We start from the raw sequence: 14,696 nt of genomic DNA, 5'->3' as shown, positions 1-14,696 counted from the left end.
CTGGAACAGATGCTCGCGTTGTTCCGGCTTAATCCCCGGACCATCATCCTCAACCTGGAACCAGGCGCTGCTGGCTTCGCTACCGCTGCTGACCTTAATCCAGCCGTTGCCATACCGCGCGGCGTTAACCACCATATTAGCCAGCGCACGCTTGATAGAGAGCGGATGGATGCGCAGCGGAATCTCGCCGGCCTGCAGGTCCGTCGCGATTTCACGTTCGTAACCGCTTTCTGCCGCGATAACCTCACCCAGCACGGAGTTAAGGTCCGCCAGCTCCATCGGCATCTCCTGGCCCGTGCGCAGGTAATCAATAAACTGCTCGATGATGGCGTTACACTCTTCGATATCTTTATTGATCGACTCGGCAAGGTAACCGTCCTCTTCCCCCATCATCTCCGTCGCCAGACGAATACGCGTCAGCGGCGTACGCAGATCGTGGCTGACGCCGGCCATTAACAGCGTACGATCGTCTGCCAGCTGTTTTACGCCTGCGGCCATGTGGTTAAAGGCCCGGGTGACCGAACGCACTTCGGATGCACCGTACTCCCGCAGCGGCGGCGGAATGATGCCTCGCCCGACCTGCAACGCCGCATGTTCAAGATCGACCAGCGGCCGGTTCTGAATACGGATAAACAGCCAGGCGCCGCCGATCGCCAGCAGCATAATCGCCAGGGTATAGCGGAACAGCGGCGAGAAGTCGCCCTGGTGGATTTCCGTCAGCGGTACGCGTACCCAAATATTGGGCGACAGCCAGGTTTTCAACCACACCACGGGGGAGCTTTTGTTAACCTCGACCCGCACTTCGGTTGGCCCACCGAGCTGGTGCGCCATCTGCTGACTTAAAAACTCATAATGCTGCGCCCAGCGCAGGCCTGCGTCTTCCGCCGCTTCATTGGAATAGAGCGAAATGCCCAGCTCGCGATAAATTTCGCGGCGAAACGCCGGCGGTACCACCAGCTGGGTACCATCCTCCAGCTGCAGTTTATCGGTCATCAGCATACGCACTTCGTATGCCAGCACCTTATTAAACTGCTGGAGGCTCGGTAGAATCGCAAAATTCAGCACCACCAGATAGGTCGTCACCAGGCTGACAAACAGCAAGGTGACAATCAATAACAGGGTGCGAGCAAACGAGCTTCGCGGCGAAAAGCGCACGCGTTTCATGCCTTAGAGCCGTCCGGTACGAAGACGTAGCCTAGCCCCCACACGGTCTGGATGTAACGCGGATGTGCCGGGTCCTCTTCGACCATGCGGCGCAGGCGGGAGATTTGTACATCGATGGAACGCTCCATCGCGGAATATTCACGACCGCGAGCGAGGTTCATCAGTTTATCGCGGGAAAGCGGCTCGCGCGGATGGCTCACCAGCGCTTTCAGTACCGCAAATTCACCGCTGGTGAGCGGCATCGGTTCATCTTCGCGGAACATCTCGCGGGTGCCGAGATTCAGCTTGAATTTACCAAAGGCGATGACCGCCTCTTCCTGCGACGGCGCACCCGGCAACTCATTGGCCTGGCGACGCAGCACGGCGCGGATACGGGCCAGCAGTTCACGCGGGTTGAACGGTTTTGGAATATAGTCATCCGCACCGATTTCGAGGCCCACAATACGGTCAACCTCTTCCCCTTTCGCCGTGACCATAATGATCGGCATCGGGTTGCTTTGGCTACGCAGACGACGACAAATGGAGAGGCCATCTTCGCCCGGCAGCATCAAATCCAGTACCATCAGGTGGAAGGACTCACGAGTCAACAGACGATCCATTTGTTCAGCGTTGGCGACGCTTCGAACCTGGAAGCCTTGCTCGGTCAGATAACGTTCGAGCAGCGCACGCAGGCGCATGTCGTCGTCGACAACCAGAATCTTATAATTCTCTTGCATTGTTTATACTCCCAAAGGTTCACTGCAATTGTCAGTGCGTATTCTCAAAAAAGCCCGGGTCGCCGACCAGCTAAATCTGGTATATATTCCAGGCTAAATTGTTACAAAGCATATTTAACAGCAGCTTAAGTATACATTTAATCATAAGACACATTATTTATCCTGTCGGTATTATTACGCACTACGAATTGTGCGCAACCGCACATCGCCGCGCACCGTGTCCGACAATCAGAAGGTAGAACGATAAATGAAAACGCCGCTGATCACCCGTGAAGGGTATGAAAACCTTAAAAAAGAAATGGATTATTTGTGGCGTGAAGAGCGTCCCGAGGTCACCAAAAAAGTGACCTGGGCGGCCAGCCTTGGCGACCGTAGCGAAAATGCTGATTACCAGTACAACAAAAAACGTCTGCGTGAAATCGACCGCCGGGTACGCTATCTCACCAAATGTCTGGAAAATCTGAAAATCGTCGATTACTCCCCGCAGCAGGAGGGCAAAGTGTTTTTCGGCGCGTGGGTTGAAATCGAAAACGATGATGGCGACACCAGACGCTTTCGCATCGTCGGTTACGATGAAATTTTCGGACGTAAAGACTACATCTCTATCGACTCGCCGATGGCCCGCGCGCTGCTGAAAAAAGAGGTCGGCGACCTGGCGGTTGTCAACACGCCCGCCGGCGAAGCCAGCTGGTACGTCAACAATATCGAATATGTGAAATAGCGCGTCCGGAACAATCTGAGAGCCTCGTGTCACGACTGGCATTTTGCCGTGCCAGTCCGTATAACTATCCCCTGATTTTCGATCCACAAGATGAAATAGACATGATGAATGATTCGCTCTGCCGCATTATTGCGGGTGAACTTCAGGCCAGGTCTGAACAGGTAGAAGCTGCCGTTCGCCTGCTTGATGAAGGGAACACCGTGCCGTTTATCGCACGCTATCGTAAAGAAGTCACCGGCGGTCTGGATGACACGCAGCTGCGTAATCTGGAAACCCGCCTTGGTTATCTGCGTGAACTGGAAGACCGTCGTCAATCCATCCTCAAGTCGATCGGCGAGCAGGGCAAGCTGACCGATGCGCTGGAAAAGGCGATTACCACCACGCTGAGCAAAACCGAGCTCGAAGACCTTTACCTGCCCTATAAACCGAAGCGCCGTACCCGCGGGCAAATCGCCATTGAAGCCGGACTGGAGCCGCTGGCGGACCTGCTATGGAACGAACCGTCCCACGATCCGGAAACAGAAGCCGCGAAGTTTGTCGATGCCGATAAAGGCGTCGCCGATACCAAAGCCGCACTGGATGGCGCGCGTTATATCCTGATGGAGCGTTTTGCTGAAGATGCCGCGCTGCTGGCGAAGGTGCGTGACTACCTGTGGAAGAATGCGCACCTGGTTGCCACGGTGGTGAGCGGCAAAGAAGAGGAAGGGGCAAAATTCCGCGACTACTTCGATCACCACGAGCCTATCGCTACCGTCCCTTCGCACCGCGCGCTGGCCATGTTCCGCGGCCGTAACGAAGGCATCCTGCAGCTGGCCCTGAATGCCGACCCGCAGTTTGACGAGCCGCCGAAAGAGAGCCACTGCGAACAGATTATTATCGACCATCTCGGTTTACGGTTGAACCACGCCGTAGCCGACAGCTGGCGCAAAGGGGTTGTCAGCTGGACATGGCGCATCAAGGTACTGATGCACCTGGAGACCGAGCTGATGGGCACCGTGCGTGAACGCGCGGAAGATGAAGCCATCAACGTGTTTGCCCGTAACCTGCACGATCTGCTGATGGCCGCCCCCGCCGGGTTGCGCGCCACGATGGGCCTCGACCCGGGTCTGCGTACCGGCGTGAAAGTCGCCGTGGTAGATGGCACCGGTAAACTGGTTGCCACAGACACCATCTATCCGCACACCGGACAGGCTGCCAAAGCGGCGGTTGTCGTCGCAGCGCTGTGTGAAAAACACAACGTTGAGCTGGTTGCTATCGGCAACGGCACCGCCTCCCGCGAAACCGAGCGCTTCTTCCTCGATGTGCAGCAACAGTTCCCGAAAGTCACCGCGCAGAAAGTGATCGTCAGCGAAGCCGGGGCCTCCGTCTACTCGGCTTCCGAGCTGGCGGCCCTGGAGTTCCCGGACCTCGATGTTTCTCTGCGCGGCGCTGTTTCAATCGCCCGCCGTCTGCAAGATCCGCTGGCCGAGCTGGTTAAAATCGATCCGAAGTCCATCGGCGTGGGCCAGTACCAGCACGACGTCAGCCAGTCACAGCTGGCGCGCAAGCTGGATGCGGTGGTCGAAGACTGTGTTAACGCCGTCGGCGTGGATCTAAATACCGCATCCGTGCCACTGCTCACCCGCGTAGCGGGTCTGACGCGGATGATGGCGCAGAACATCGTCGCCTGGCGTGATGAAAACGGCCAGTTCCAGAACCGTCAGCAGCTGCTGAAAGTCAGCCGCCTGGGTCCCAAAGCCTTCGAGCAGTGCGCCGGGTTCCTGCGCATCAACCACGGCGACAACCCGCTGGACGCCTCCACCGTTCACCCGGAAGCATACCCTATCGTCGAGCGCATTCTGGCCGCCACCCGGCAGGCGTTAAACGATCTGATGGGCAACAGCAGCGAGTTACGCCATCTGAAAGCGGCCGACTTCACCGATGACAAATTCGGTGTGCCAACCGTCACCGACATCATCAAAGAGCTGGAAAAACCTGGTCGCGACCCGCGTCCGGAGTTTAAAACCGCGAAGTTCGCCGATGGTGTGGAAACCATGAACGACCTGCTGCCGGGCATGGTACTTGAAGGTGCGGTCACCAACGTCACTAACTTTGGCGCCTTTGTCGATATCGGCGTACACCAGGATGGTCTGGTGCATATTTCGTCGCTGTCGAATAAATTCGTCGACGATCCGCATACCGTCGTCAAAGCTGGCGACATCGTGCAGGTTAAAGTGATGGAGGTCGACCTGCAGCGTAAACGCATCGCACTGACCATGCGTCTGGACGAGCAGCCAGGCGAGAGTAACGCCCGGCGCGGCGGCGGGAGCGATCGTGCGCAGGGCAACCGCCCGGCGGCGAAGACGGCTAAACCGCGCGGCCGTGAGGCGCAGTCAGCTGGCAACAGCGCCATGATGGACGCGCTGGCAGCGGCCATGGGTAAAAAACGCTAATCTTTTCCCGGCCCCTCATTGCAGGGGCCATTTTCCCGCCCTTATTCTCTGACCCCGTGTTGGTATACTCCGAAAACCGATTAGCTCCGGTTAATACAGGCGAGTAAATAAGTTATTTATTAAGATTTCATTTTGTTAACCAATGAAACCTTAATTACACATTAAATGACAAAATAAATATTACCCTTATTTATCGCTACAGTGCAGACCTTGCGTCATATCAAAAAAACAGTATATTTCCGGCAAATGTCGATTATTAAACCATTTATGTATTGATGATAAAAACCATTATCATTATCATCATTCATAGTAAATATATCTTCTTCTCCGTTGACTATGCTCCCCGGTGCTGCGCGATGACCGCACACGGTAAACTCTCGTTCAGTTAGCGATTACAGGTAGGCCCTATGCAATTCACTCCTGATAGTGCGTGGAAAATCACGGGTTTCTCTCGCGATATTAGTCCGGCTTATCGTCAGAAACTGTTGTCCCTTGGAATGCTGCCAGGATCCTCTTTTAATGTGGTCCGCGTCGCGCCGCTCGGCGATCCCGTGCATATCGAAACCCGGCGTGTAAGCCTGGTATTACGCAAAAAAGATCTCGATTTAATAGAACTGGAAGCGGTTGCACAATAACACCTGACCCGGTACGCAGAGTCTGAAATATGAAAAAGTTAACTCTTGGTTTAATTGGTAATCCGAACTCCGGCAAGACAACATTATTTAATCAGCTTACCGGCGCCCGTCAGCGCGTCGGCAACTGGGCCGGGGTCACCGTCGAGCGCAAAGAAGGAGCCTTTACCACCACTGACCACCAGGTCACGCTGGTGGACCTGCCCGGCACCTATTCGCTGACGACGATCTCTTCACAGACCTCTTTAGATGAGCAGATTGCCTGTCACTATATCCTCAGCGGCGATGCCGACATGCTGATTAACGTGGTTGACGCCTCAAATCTGGAACGCAACCTCTATCTGACGCTGCAGCTACTGGAGCTGGGCATCCCCTGTATCGTTGCGTTGAATATGCTGGATATTGCCGAGAAGCAAAAAATCCGCATCGACGTTGACGCGCTGGCCGCCCGCCTGGGTTGCCCGGTGATTCCGCTGGTCTCGACGCGCGGACGCGGTATCGAAGCCTTAAAAATGGCCGTCGACCGCCACCAGCAAAATACGTCGCTTGAACTGGTGCACTACCCGCAGCCGCTGCTGCGTGAAGCCGAAAAGCTGGCTCAGGAGATGGCGCGGGAGATCCCGCAGCGTCAGCGTTGCTGGCTGGGTCTGCAGATGCTGGAGGGCGATATTTACAGCCGCGAGTACGCCGGAAACGCTGCGCATAAGCTCGACGATGCCCTGGCAAATCTGAGCGCGGAAATTGACGATCCGGCGCTGCATATCGCGGATGCCCGCTATCAGAGCATTGCCGCCATCTGCGATGCCGTCAGCAACACGCTCACCGCTGAGCCAAGCCGCTTCACCACAGCGATGGACAAAATCATCCTCAGCCGCGTGCTGGGGCTGCCCATCTTCTTATTTGTCATGTACCTGATGTTCCTGCTGGCGATCAACATCGGCGGCGCATTACAACCCATCTTTGACGCCGGGTCCGTGGCTATCTTTATTCACGGTATTCAGTGGCTGGGCTATACCCTGCATTTACCGGACTGGCTAACCGTTTTCCTTGCCCAGGGGCTGGGTGGCGGTATCAACACCGTGCTGCCGCTGGTCCCGCAAATCGGCATGATGTATCTGTTCCTCTCCTTCCTTGAAGATTCCGGCTATATGGCGCGAGCGGCATTCGTCATGGACCGCTTGATGCAGGCGCTGGGGCTACCGGGGAAATCCTTCGTTCCGCTGATTGTCGGCTTCGGCTGCAACGTGCCGTCGGTCATGGGCGCACGCACGCTGGATGCGCCTCGCGAACGCCTGATGACCATCATGATGGCGCCGTTTATGTCCTGCGGCGCGCGCCTGGCGATCTTCGCCGTGTTCGCCGCCGCGTTCTTTGGCCAGAATGGCGCGCTGGCGGTCTTCTCGCTGTATCTGCTCGGCATCGTGATGGCTATCCTGACCGGTCTGATGCTCAAACACACCATTATGCGCGGCGAAGCATCGCCGTTTGTGATGGAGCTGCCGGTCTACCACGTCCCGCATGTCAAAAGCCTGGTCATCCAGACCTGGCAGCGGCTGAAAGGCTTTGTGCTGCGCGCGGGTAAAGTTATCGTCATCGTCAGTATCTTCCTTAGCGCCCTGAACAGCTTCTCGCTCAACGGTAAGCTGGTGGATAACATTAACGATTCGGCGCTGGCCTCCGTCAGTCGTATTATCACGCCGATTTTTAAACCGATCGGCGTGCATGAAGACAACTGGCAGGCCACCGTCGGGCTGTTTACCGGCGCAATGGCGAAAGAAGTGGTCGTCGGCACGCTGAACACGCTCTACACCGCCGAAGACATTCAGAACGAAGCGTTTAATCCGCAGGAATTCCACCTCGGCGACGAACTGCTGGCCGCGCTGGACGAAACCTGGCAGAGCCTGAAAGATACCTTCAGCCTGAGCGTCCTGGCTAACCCTATCGAAGCCAGCAAAGGCGATGGTGAAATGGAAACCGGCGCCATGGGCGTCATGGGCAGCAAATTCGGCAGCGCGGCCGCCGCCTACAGCTACCTGATTTTCGTTCTGCTCTATATTCCGTGCATCTCGGTGATGGGGGCTATCGCTCGCGAATCCAGCCGTGGCTGGATGTCATTCTCCATCCTGTGGGGACTGAACATCGCCTACTCGCTCTCGACGCTGTACTACCAGACCGTGAGTTTCAGCCAGCATCCGCGCTACAGCCTGGTGTGTATCCTGGCGGTGGTGCTGTTTAACATCCTGGTCTTTGCTCTGTTACGCCGGGCACGCAGCCGGGTTGATATCTCTCTGCTGGCCACGCGTAAAACGCCGTCATCCTGCTGTCAGAGTCCGGCAGGCGATTGTCACTAAGGAGTCATCATGGCGTCGTTGATTGAAGTACGCGATATGCTGGCCCTGCAGGGGCGTATGCAGGCGACACAACTCAGCGCTCACCTGCATGCTCCGCAGCCGCTGGTCGAGGCCATGCTGAGTCGTCTGGAAGCCATGGGGAAAGCCGTGCGTATAACGGAAGACGCGGACGGCTGTTTGTCCGGCAGCTGCAAAAGTTGCCCTGAGGGAAAAGCCTGCTTGCAAGAGTGGTGGGCGCTACGCTGATCGCCCTTGGGCAATCAGCCTCTGAGCAATAAAACCAAAGCGGGTCCTGAGACCCGCTTTTGCTTATTTGTAGACGTCGGCGTTAGCGTGAACGGTTTTCTCGTTTTTCGAACCGGCAATCACCACAAAGTACTTGCCGCCCAGCTCATCCGCCTTCTTCGACAGATCGCGCTTTGCATCCATCGGTGACGTTGTTTTTGAGGTCGTAATGCTGCCGATTTTCGTCAGCTTCATTGACGCCACTTCATCTTTTTGAATCTCTTTCGCTGCAAACGCGCCAAAAGACAGGGACCCAATCACCAGAGATGCGACAATACCCGTAATAAGTTTCATAGCCTGAACTCTCCATAAGGTTGTTTTTATAGGCCACGGCGGCGACAGAAACGCATGCTCCCCGTGACAACCTAAGTATTGCTATGGTCGGGATTTTTGCCACAGCCGGCTAAAAATAATTGCGCAGGCGATTTTTCAACGCCACCAGCGGCTCACAGAACGCCTGCGGGTGCGAGATGAACGGCGCATGGGCCGCTTTTTCAAAGACCATAGATTCACTCTGCGGCCATAATGCATCCAGAACCGGCACAATTTTGCGCGGTACCAGGCCATCCAGTCGGCCATACAGCCGCAGGAATGGCAGGGTGATTGCGGCCAGAGGCTGGCGTAAATCGGCCGTTTTAAGGATCTCCAGTCCGCCGTTCAACACTTCTGCGGACGGCATCGGCAACGACAGCACGGTACTTTTCAACGCCCGGGCATCCTGGCGAGCGCTTTCCGTCCCCAGCGTTTGCAGCGCCAGAAACCGCTCTACGGTACGCTGGAAATCTTCGCTCAACTGCTGCTGAAAGCCACTTAGCACCTCCGCTTTGATCCCGGGCCAGTCGCCATCGGCGCCAAAACAGGGTGAGGACGCCACGGTGACCAGCGCCTGTACGCGTCCGGGGTGTTGCAAGGCAATCTGACTGGCCACCAACCCGCCGAGGCTCCAGCCCAGCCAGATAGCCTGCTCCGGGGCCTGGCTCAGTACCTGCTGTGCCATCTCTTCCAGCGACAGAGCGCCAAAGCCGCTGCTACGACCATATCCCGGCAGGTCAACCAGATGCAGCGTAAAGTGCGAGGCCAGTTCCGGCGTCACGCAATCCCATACCCTGGCATTCAGCCCCCATCCGTGCAGGAGCACAAGATGACAATTTCCTTCCCCCACGGTTTGCCACCAGATGTCGTTCATCAGTTACTGTTCTCTTTCCACCATTACGAGGTGAAATATGCTAACAGCACACAGCTTATGCTGGCTATGCCAAATGCCGGTGGCGATCGACAACTGGGGAATCTGCTCCTGCTGCGCGACCTCGCTGGCGCTTACCCATTCGCTTTGCCCACGGTGCGGTCTGCCTGCAGCGGTCAGCAGAGTCCCCTGCGGCCGCTGCCTGCGGAATCCGCCGCCGTGGCAACGGCTGGTGACGGTCAATGATTACCGGCCACCGCTGAGCGGTTTGATCCATCAGCTTAAGTTTTCCCGTCGCCCGGAACTGGCGTCAGCGCTGGCACGACTGCTGCTATTACGCGTTCGCCAGAGGGAAGGATTCCCTCGACCAGACCGGCTCGTCAGCGTCCCGCTATGGCAGCGACGTCAATGGCGACGAGGCTTCAATCAAAGCGACCTGCTATGCCGACCGTTGGCTTACTGGCTGCAGTGCGCCTGGCACCATGACGCTGTACGTCGCCAGCGACGCACTGCGACCCAGCACCACCTCTCTGCACGCTTGCGTAAACAGAACCTGAAAAATGCCTTTCAGCTTGAAATATCGGTGCGCGGCCTCCATATCGCCATTGTGGATGATGTCGTCACAACCGGAAGCACCGTCGCTGAAATATCCCGCCTGCTTTTGCGAAACGGCGCCGCGACGGTTCAGGTATGGTGTATATGCCGTACCTTGTAGACCCCTGCTGATGGGCGTATTATAACCAAGTAAAATAGTCAACTATTAGGCCAACGCTATGATCCGTATTTCCGATGCTGCACAAGCGCACTTTGCCAAATTGCTGGTAAATCAGGAAGAAGGGACACAAATTCGCGTATTTGTGATTAATCCCGGCACCCCAAACGCTGAGTGCGGCGTATCCTATTGCCCACCGGATGCGGTGGAAGACACCGACACGGCGCTGAAGTTTGAGCAACTGACTGCGTATGTCGACGAACTCAGCGCGCCGTATCTGGAAGACGCTGAAATTGACTTCGTTACCGATCAGCTTGGCTCTCAGCTGACGCTGAAAGCACCGAACGCCAAGATGCGCAAAGTTTCCGACGATGCTCCGCTGATGGAACGCGTTGAATACCTGCTGCAATCACAGATTAACCCGCAGCTGGCCGGCCACGGCGGACGCGTTACGCTGATGGAAATCACCGAAGACGGTCTGGCCATCCTGCAGTTCGGCGGCGGTTGTAACGGCTGTTCAATGGTCGATGTGACCCTGAAAGAAGGGATCGAGAAACAGCTGCTCAACGAATTCCCTGAGCTTAAAGGCGTGCGCGATCTGACCGAACACCAGCGCGGCGAGCACTCTTACTACTAAGTCCCCCCCCTCTTCCCGATGTTAAGCCCGGCGGCATTTGCCCAGCCGGGCCGCCCCTGCCGATGTTACCGCACAACATTTCCCCCTGAACCACCCGGCAAAAACCCGGGAAAGAGTATGACTTAAGTCTCATATTTAAAATTTTACCCCGACGGGTGATTCTCAACCTGCATATGTTACCCGTATCATCTCTTTCAGGCACCGCTGCTATAAAAATAGCCAGCTATCCTTTCCTACAGGAGTGATAGTCGATTTTATGGCGCCACACCGTTTGCCGGCTCAGGCAGAGCAAACGAAAAAAATTGAAATTTGACGTTACCCATAACAAATGTAAGGCCAGGTAAATTATGCCATTAGTCATCGTTGCTATCGGGGTTGCCCTGCTGTTGCTGCTGATGATCCGTTTCAAGATGAACGGCTTCATCGCTCTGGTTCTGGTGGCACTCGCCGTCGGACTTATGCAAGGTATGCCTCTGGATAAAGTCATCGTATCCATTAAAAACGGCGTTGGGGGAACCCTCGGCAGTCTCGCGCTGATCATGGGCTTTGGCGCTATGCTCGGTAAGCTGTTGGCGGATTGCGGCGGCGCTCAGCGAATTGCCACAACCTTAATCGCTAAGTTCGGGAAAAAGCACATCCAGTGGGCAGTCGTGCTGACCGGTTTTACCGTCGGCTTCGCGCTGTTCTACGAAGTGGGCTTTGTGCTGATGCTGCCGCTGGTGTTCACCATTGCCGCGTCTGCCCGCATTCCGCTGCTGTACGTCGGCGTTCCAATGGCGGCCGCGCTCTCCGTGACTCACGGTTTCCTGCCTCCGCACCCGGGCCCAACGGCGATTGCCACTATCTTCCACGCTGATATGGGTAAGACCCTGCTGTACGGTACGATTCTGGCTATCCCGACGGTTATCCTTGCCGGTCCGGTTTTCGCTCGCTTCCTGAAAGGCATTGATAAGCCGATTCCGGAAGGGCTGCACAACCCGAAAACCTTCAGCGAAGAAGAGATGCCGGGCTTTGGCGTCAGCGTCTGGACTTCACTGGTACCGGTGATCCTGATGGCGATGCGTGCCGTTGCCGAGATGATCCTGCCGAAAGGCCACGCCTTCCTGCCGGTTGCCGAGTTCTTCGGCGACCCGGTAATGGCGACCCTGATTGCGGTTCTCATCGCCCTGTTCACCTTCGGCCTGAACCGTGGGCGTTCCATGGAGCAGATCAACGACACGCTGACCTCTTCGATCAAAATTATCGCCATGATGCTGTTGATCATCGGCGGCGGCGGCGCCTTCAAACAGGTGCTGGTGGATAGCGGCATGGATAAATACATCGCCTCTATCATGCATGAATCCAACATGTCCCCGCTGTTTATGGCCTGGTCTATCGCGGCGGTACTGCGTATTGCGCTCGGTTCTGCGACCGTTGCCGCCATCACCGCCGGCGGGATTGCTGCACCGCTGATTGCCACCACCGGCGTCAGCCCGGAACTGATGGTTATTGCGGTTGGTTCCGGCAGCGTTATCTTCTCTCACGTGAACGATCCGGGCTTCTGGCTGTTTAAGGAATACTTCAACCTGACCATCGGCGAAACCATCCGGTCGTGGTCGGTGCTGGAAACCATTATCTCAGTCTGCGGCCTGGTTGGCTGTCTGCTGCTGGGGATGGTGGTGTAAGCCAGACGTCAGCATAAAAAAGGCCGGGTCCGCATACGCGACCCGGCCTTTTTGTTGGCCCTTTCTCACACCGTTTCCCCGGTGTCACCGGAGAAACGGCGGCACTATTTCTTCTTAGCGACCGCTTTGCGCCGCTTATCCAGATCCTTAATCAGCTTATTCACCCGCTCATCGGCAAACATCTGCTCAAGGGTCGTGGAGAGCTTACGCCGCCAGTTCGGATATTCGCTGCTGGTTCCCGGGATATTGACCGGGGTGGCCATTTCCAGCCAGTCTTCCGGCTGTAGCCCCAACAATGCGCTGTTGCTGTCCGCAATGTAACGCTGCATACCGCGATTGAGGGTCGAGGTCATCGCCATCAGCGAGGCATTATGCCCGGCGCGTTTAGGCAGGCAGCCATATTGATGCAGCGCATCCAGCAGCCCCTGCTTCGCCAGTTCACGATCCTGATACAGGCCACGCAGAACCCCTTCATCAGGATACAGACCTAACGATTTACCCAGCGTCAGGTCTCCGCTTTCCCAGTAACCGCGCAGCGTTGGCAGGTCATGCGTTGTCGCCACCGCCATTGATTGTTCCGGATACGTCTGCGGCGCGCGGAACGTCTTCTCATGGTCATTTTCGAAATAGAGCACTTTGTAGGAATAGACGCCGCTCTTACGCAGCTTGCCGACAATCTCCACCGGTACGGTACCCAGATCTTCGCCAATCACCATACAGCGATGACGCTGACTTTCCAGCGCCATAATCGATAACAGATCATCGACCGGATACTGCACATAGGCACCGTGGTCAGCGGTTTCACCATACGGAATCCACCACAGACGCAGAACCGACATCACATGGTCGATGCGCAAGGCACCGCAGTTTTGCATGTTGGCGCGCAGCAGCTCAATAAACGGCTCATAGGCACGGGCGACGATGATATGCGGATCCATCGGCGGCAGACCCCAGTTTTGTCCCAGCGGGCCAAGAATGTCCGGCGGCGCCCCGACGGAGGCTTTCAGACAATACAGCTCGCGGTCGCACCAGGTTTCCGAACCGCCTTCCGCCACGCCCACCGCCAGATCGCGGTACAGGCCAATCGGCATCGCGTCGTGCTGGCTGGTGTGCCAACATTCGGCGAACTGGCAATACGCCAGCCACTGCAGCCAGAGGTAGAAACTCACCTCGTCGGCCTGCTCGGTGCAGAACGCTTTCACTTCCGGGCTGTTGATATCCTGATACGCTTTTGGCCAGGCAGGCCAGCCCCAGCGCAGCGGATCTTGCTGTACCTGCCAGGCGTGCAGGGCGTCATACGCCGCCTGCCAGTACAGGCTTTCACCTTCACGAAGCACGAACTGGCGGAACTCCGTCATCGCCTCATCGTGACGGGCGGAAAATCGCTTCCAGGCCATGCGCAGCGCGGTCATTTTCAACGCGGTCACGGCGGTATAATCCACATCATCGGTTTGACGCGCGGCCTGTAATGCCCGCTGCGTCTCCGGCGATTGCCACCAGGCCTGCGCCTCTTTGCTCAGGCGAAAATCATCGACCGCGTTAACGTCAATATAGATAACGTTCAGCCAGCGGCGTGAGGATGGGCTGTAGGGACTGGCGCTCTCCGGGTTGGCCGGGTAGAGCGCATGAATCGGGTTAAGGCCGATAAACGCGCCGCCGCGCCGGGAAATCTCCGGCAGCATGGTGCGTAAATCGCCAAAATCGCCGATTCCCCAGTTTTTCTCCGAGCGCAGCGTATAAAGCTGTACGCAGGCGCCCCACAGTTTTTTCCCCTCTTTCAGGGCCTGTGGCTCATAGCAACGCACCGGCGTCACAATCGCCCGACAATGCCAGCGTTCGCCATCCTGAGTCAGGGTCAGCGAATGATAGCCTTCCGGCAGTTTGGCCGGCAGCGGGAGGGTCTCCCCTCCACGCACTTTGCCTTGATACTGTTTCCCCTCTTCGGTGGTGAGGATCCACTGGAATTCCCCACGACCGGCGACCGGCAGCGACATTTTCTTGCCGTGTGTGAAAACCTGCACCGGCGGCAGCGGGTCAACCGCCACTTTCGTGGCGGTTGTTGTACGATGCATCGCATCCAGCAGACGTTGTTTAGTCGCCGCAGCAATTGACTGCGGCTTACCGTGCGCATTGATGTAGTCAGGACTTATTCCCGCCGCCAGCGCGGCGTTATCAAGGCGTTTAGTCTCCATAGGCCTG

The 14,696-nt window shown here is 56.6% G+C and carries 13 protein-coding genes; 8 read left to right on the top strand and 5 right to left on the bottom strand.

The genetic code is table 11. The features are described 5' to 3' along the window. Together envZ and ompR are read right to left on the bottom strand one after the other, a co-directional pair. Window positions 1–1,164 (bottom strand): two-component system sensor histidine kinase EnvZ (envZ, locus tag GRPL_RS19310; protein ID WP_032698669.1); only part of this gene is annotated, 1,164 nt, incomplete at its 3' end. Next, window positions 1,161–1,880, bottom strand: a complete 720-nt coding sequence (ompR, locus tag GRPL_RS19315) for an osmolarity response regulator transcription factor OmpR (RefSeq protein ID WP_001157751.1) — start codon at window positions 1,878–1,880, stop codon at window positions 1,161–1,163. The genes ompR and envZ, both read right to left, overlap by 4 nt. Before the next feature lie 247 nt (window positions 1,881–2,127). Here ompR and greB point away from each other — a divergent pair, with 247 nt between their 5' ends. The 5 genes from greB to feoC all read left to right on the top strand — a co-directional run bounded on the left by greB (window position 2,128) and on the right by feoC (window position 8,262). Next, window positions 2,128–2,601 (top strand): transcription elongation factor GreB, encoded by a 474-nt coding sequence (greB, locus tag GRPL_RS19320; protein ID WP_032690445.1) that lies wholly within the window; start codon window positions 2,128–2,130, stop codon window positions 2,599–2,601. Window positions 2,602–2,702: 101 nt separating this feature from the next. Next, window positions 2,703–5,033 (top strand): Tex family protein, encoded by a 2,331-nt coding sequence (locus tag GRPL_RS19325; protein WP_032698667.1) that lies wholly within the window; start codon window positions 2,703–2,705, stop codon window positions 5,031–5,033. Window positions 5,034–5,440: 407 nt separating this feature from the next. Continuing rightward, window positions 5,441–5,668, top strand: coding sequence for a ferrous iron transporter A (feoA, locus tag GRPL_RS0125545; RefSeq protein WP_004868486.1), 228 nt, complete (start codon window positions 5,441–5,443; stop codon window positions 5,666–5,668). 29 nt (window positions 5,669–5,697) lie between these two features. Then, the gene (gene feoB / locus GRPL_RS19330) at window positions 5,698–8,016 is read left to right on the top strand and encodes a Fe(2+) transporter permease subunit FeoB (RefSeq protein ID WP_032690443.1); all 2,319 of its coding nucleotides are present in this window, start codon (window positions 5,698–5,700) and stop codon (window positions 8,014–8,016) included. Between the two features lie 9 nt (window positions 8,017–8,025). Then, window positions 8,026–8,262, top strand: a complete 237-nt coding sequence (gene feoC, locus GRPL_RS19335) for a [Fe-S]-dependent transcriptional repressor FeoC (protein WP_032690442.1) — start codon at window positions 8,026–8,028, stop codon at window positions 8,260–8,262. A gap of 63 nt (window positions 8,263–8,325) precedes the next feature. Here the strand turns inward: feoC and GRPL_RS19340 are convergent, their stop codons facing one another. Together GRPL_RS19340 and bioH are read right to left on the bottom strand one after the other, a co-directional pair. Beyond that, window positions 8,326–8,595, bottom strand: coding sequence for a YdgH/BhsA/McbA-like domain containing protein (locus GRPL_RS19340; protein ID WP_004868491.1), 270 nt, complete (start codon window positions 8,593–8,595; stop codon window positions 8,326–8,328). A gap of 109 nt (window positions 8,596–8,704) precedes the next feature. Further along, entirely contained in the window at window positions 8,705–9,487 is a 783-nt protein-coding gene (gene bioH / locus GRPL_RS19345) for a pimeloyl-ACP methyl ester esterase BioH (RefSeq protein ID WP_032696903.1), read from the bottom strand. A gap of 37 nt (window positions 9,488–9,524) precedes the next feature. On the opposite strand from bioH, the gene gntX reads away from it, so the two are divergent. From gntX to gntT, 3 genes are all read left to right on the top strand, one after another. Continuing rightward, a complete protein-coding gene (gene gntX / locus GRPL_RS26580; protein WP_072010663.1) occupies window positions 9,525–10,199 on the top strand; it encodes a DNA utilization protein GntX in 675 nt (224 codons plus the stop codon). Window positions 10,200–10,257: 58 nt separating this feature from the next. Beyond that, complete coding sequence (gene nfuA, locus GRPL_RS19350) at window positions 10,258–10,833, top strand: Fe-S biogenesis protein NfuA (RefSeq protein ID WP_032690439.1); 576 nt, start codon at window positions 10,258–10,260, stop codon at window positions 10,831–10,833. A 347-nt stretch (window positions 10,834–11,180) separates the two neighbouring features. Then, the gene (gene gntT / locus GRPL_RS19355) at window positions 11,181–12,497 is read left to right on the top strand and encodes a gluconate transporter (RefSeq protein ID WP_032690438.1); all 1,317 of its coding nucleotides are present in this window, start codon (window positions 11,181–11,183) and stop codon (window positions 12,495–12,497) included. A 104-nt stretch (window positions 12,498–12,601) separates the two neighbouring features. Here the strand turns inward: gntT and malQ are convergent, their stop codons facing one another. Continuing rightward, entirely contained in the window at window positions 12,602–14,689 is a 2,088-nt protein-coding gene (gene malQ, locus GRPL_RS19360) for a 4-alpha-glucanotransferase (protein ID WP_032698665.1), read from the bottom strand. Window positions 14,690–14,696: the final 7 nt, after the last annotated feature.

Source organism: Klebsiella planticola ATCC 33531, assembly GCF_000735435.1.
GTDB lineage: Bacteria > Pseudomonadota > Gammaproteobacteria > Enterobacterales > Enterobacteriaceae > Klebsiella > Klebsiella planticola.
The sequence above is the reverse complement of the archived record's forward strand: the minus strand, read 5'-3'. Positions and strand labels throughout refer to the sequence as shown.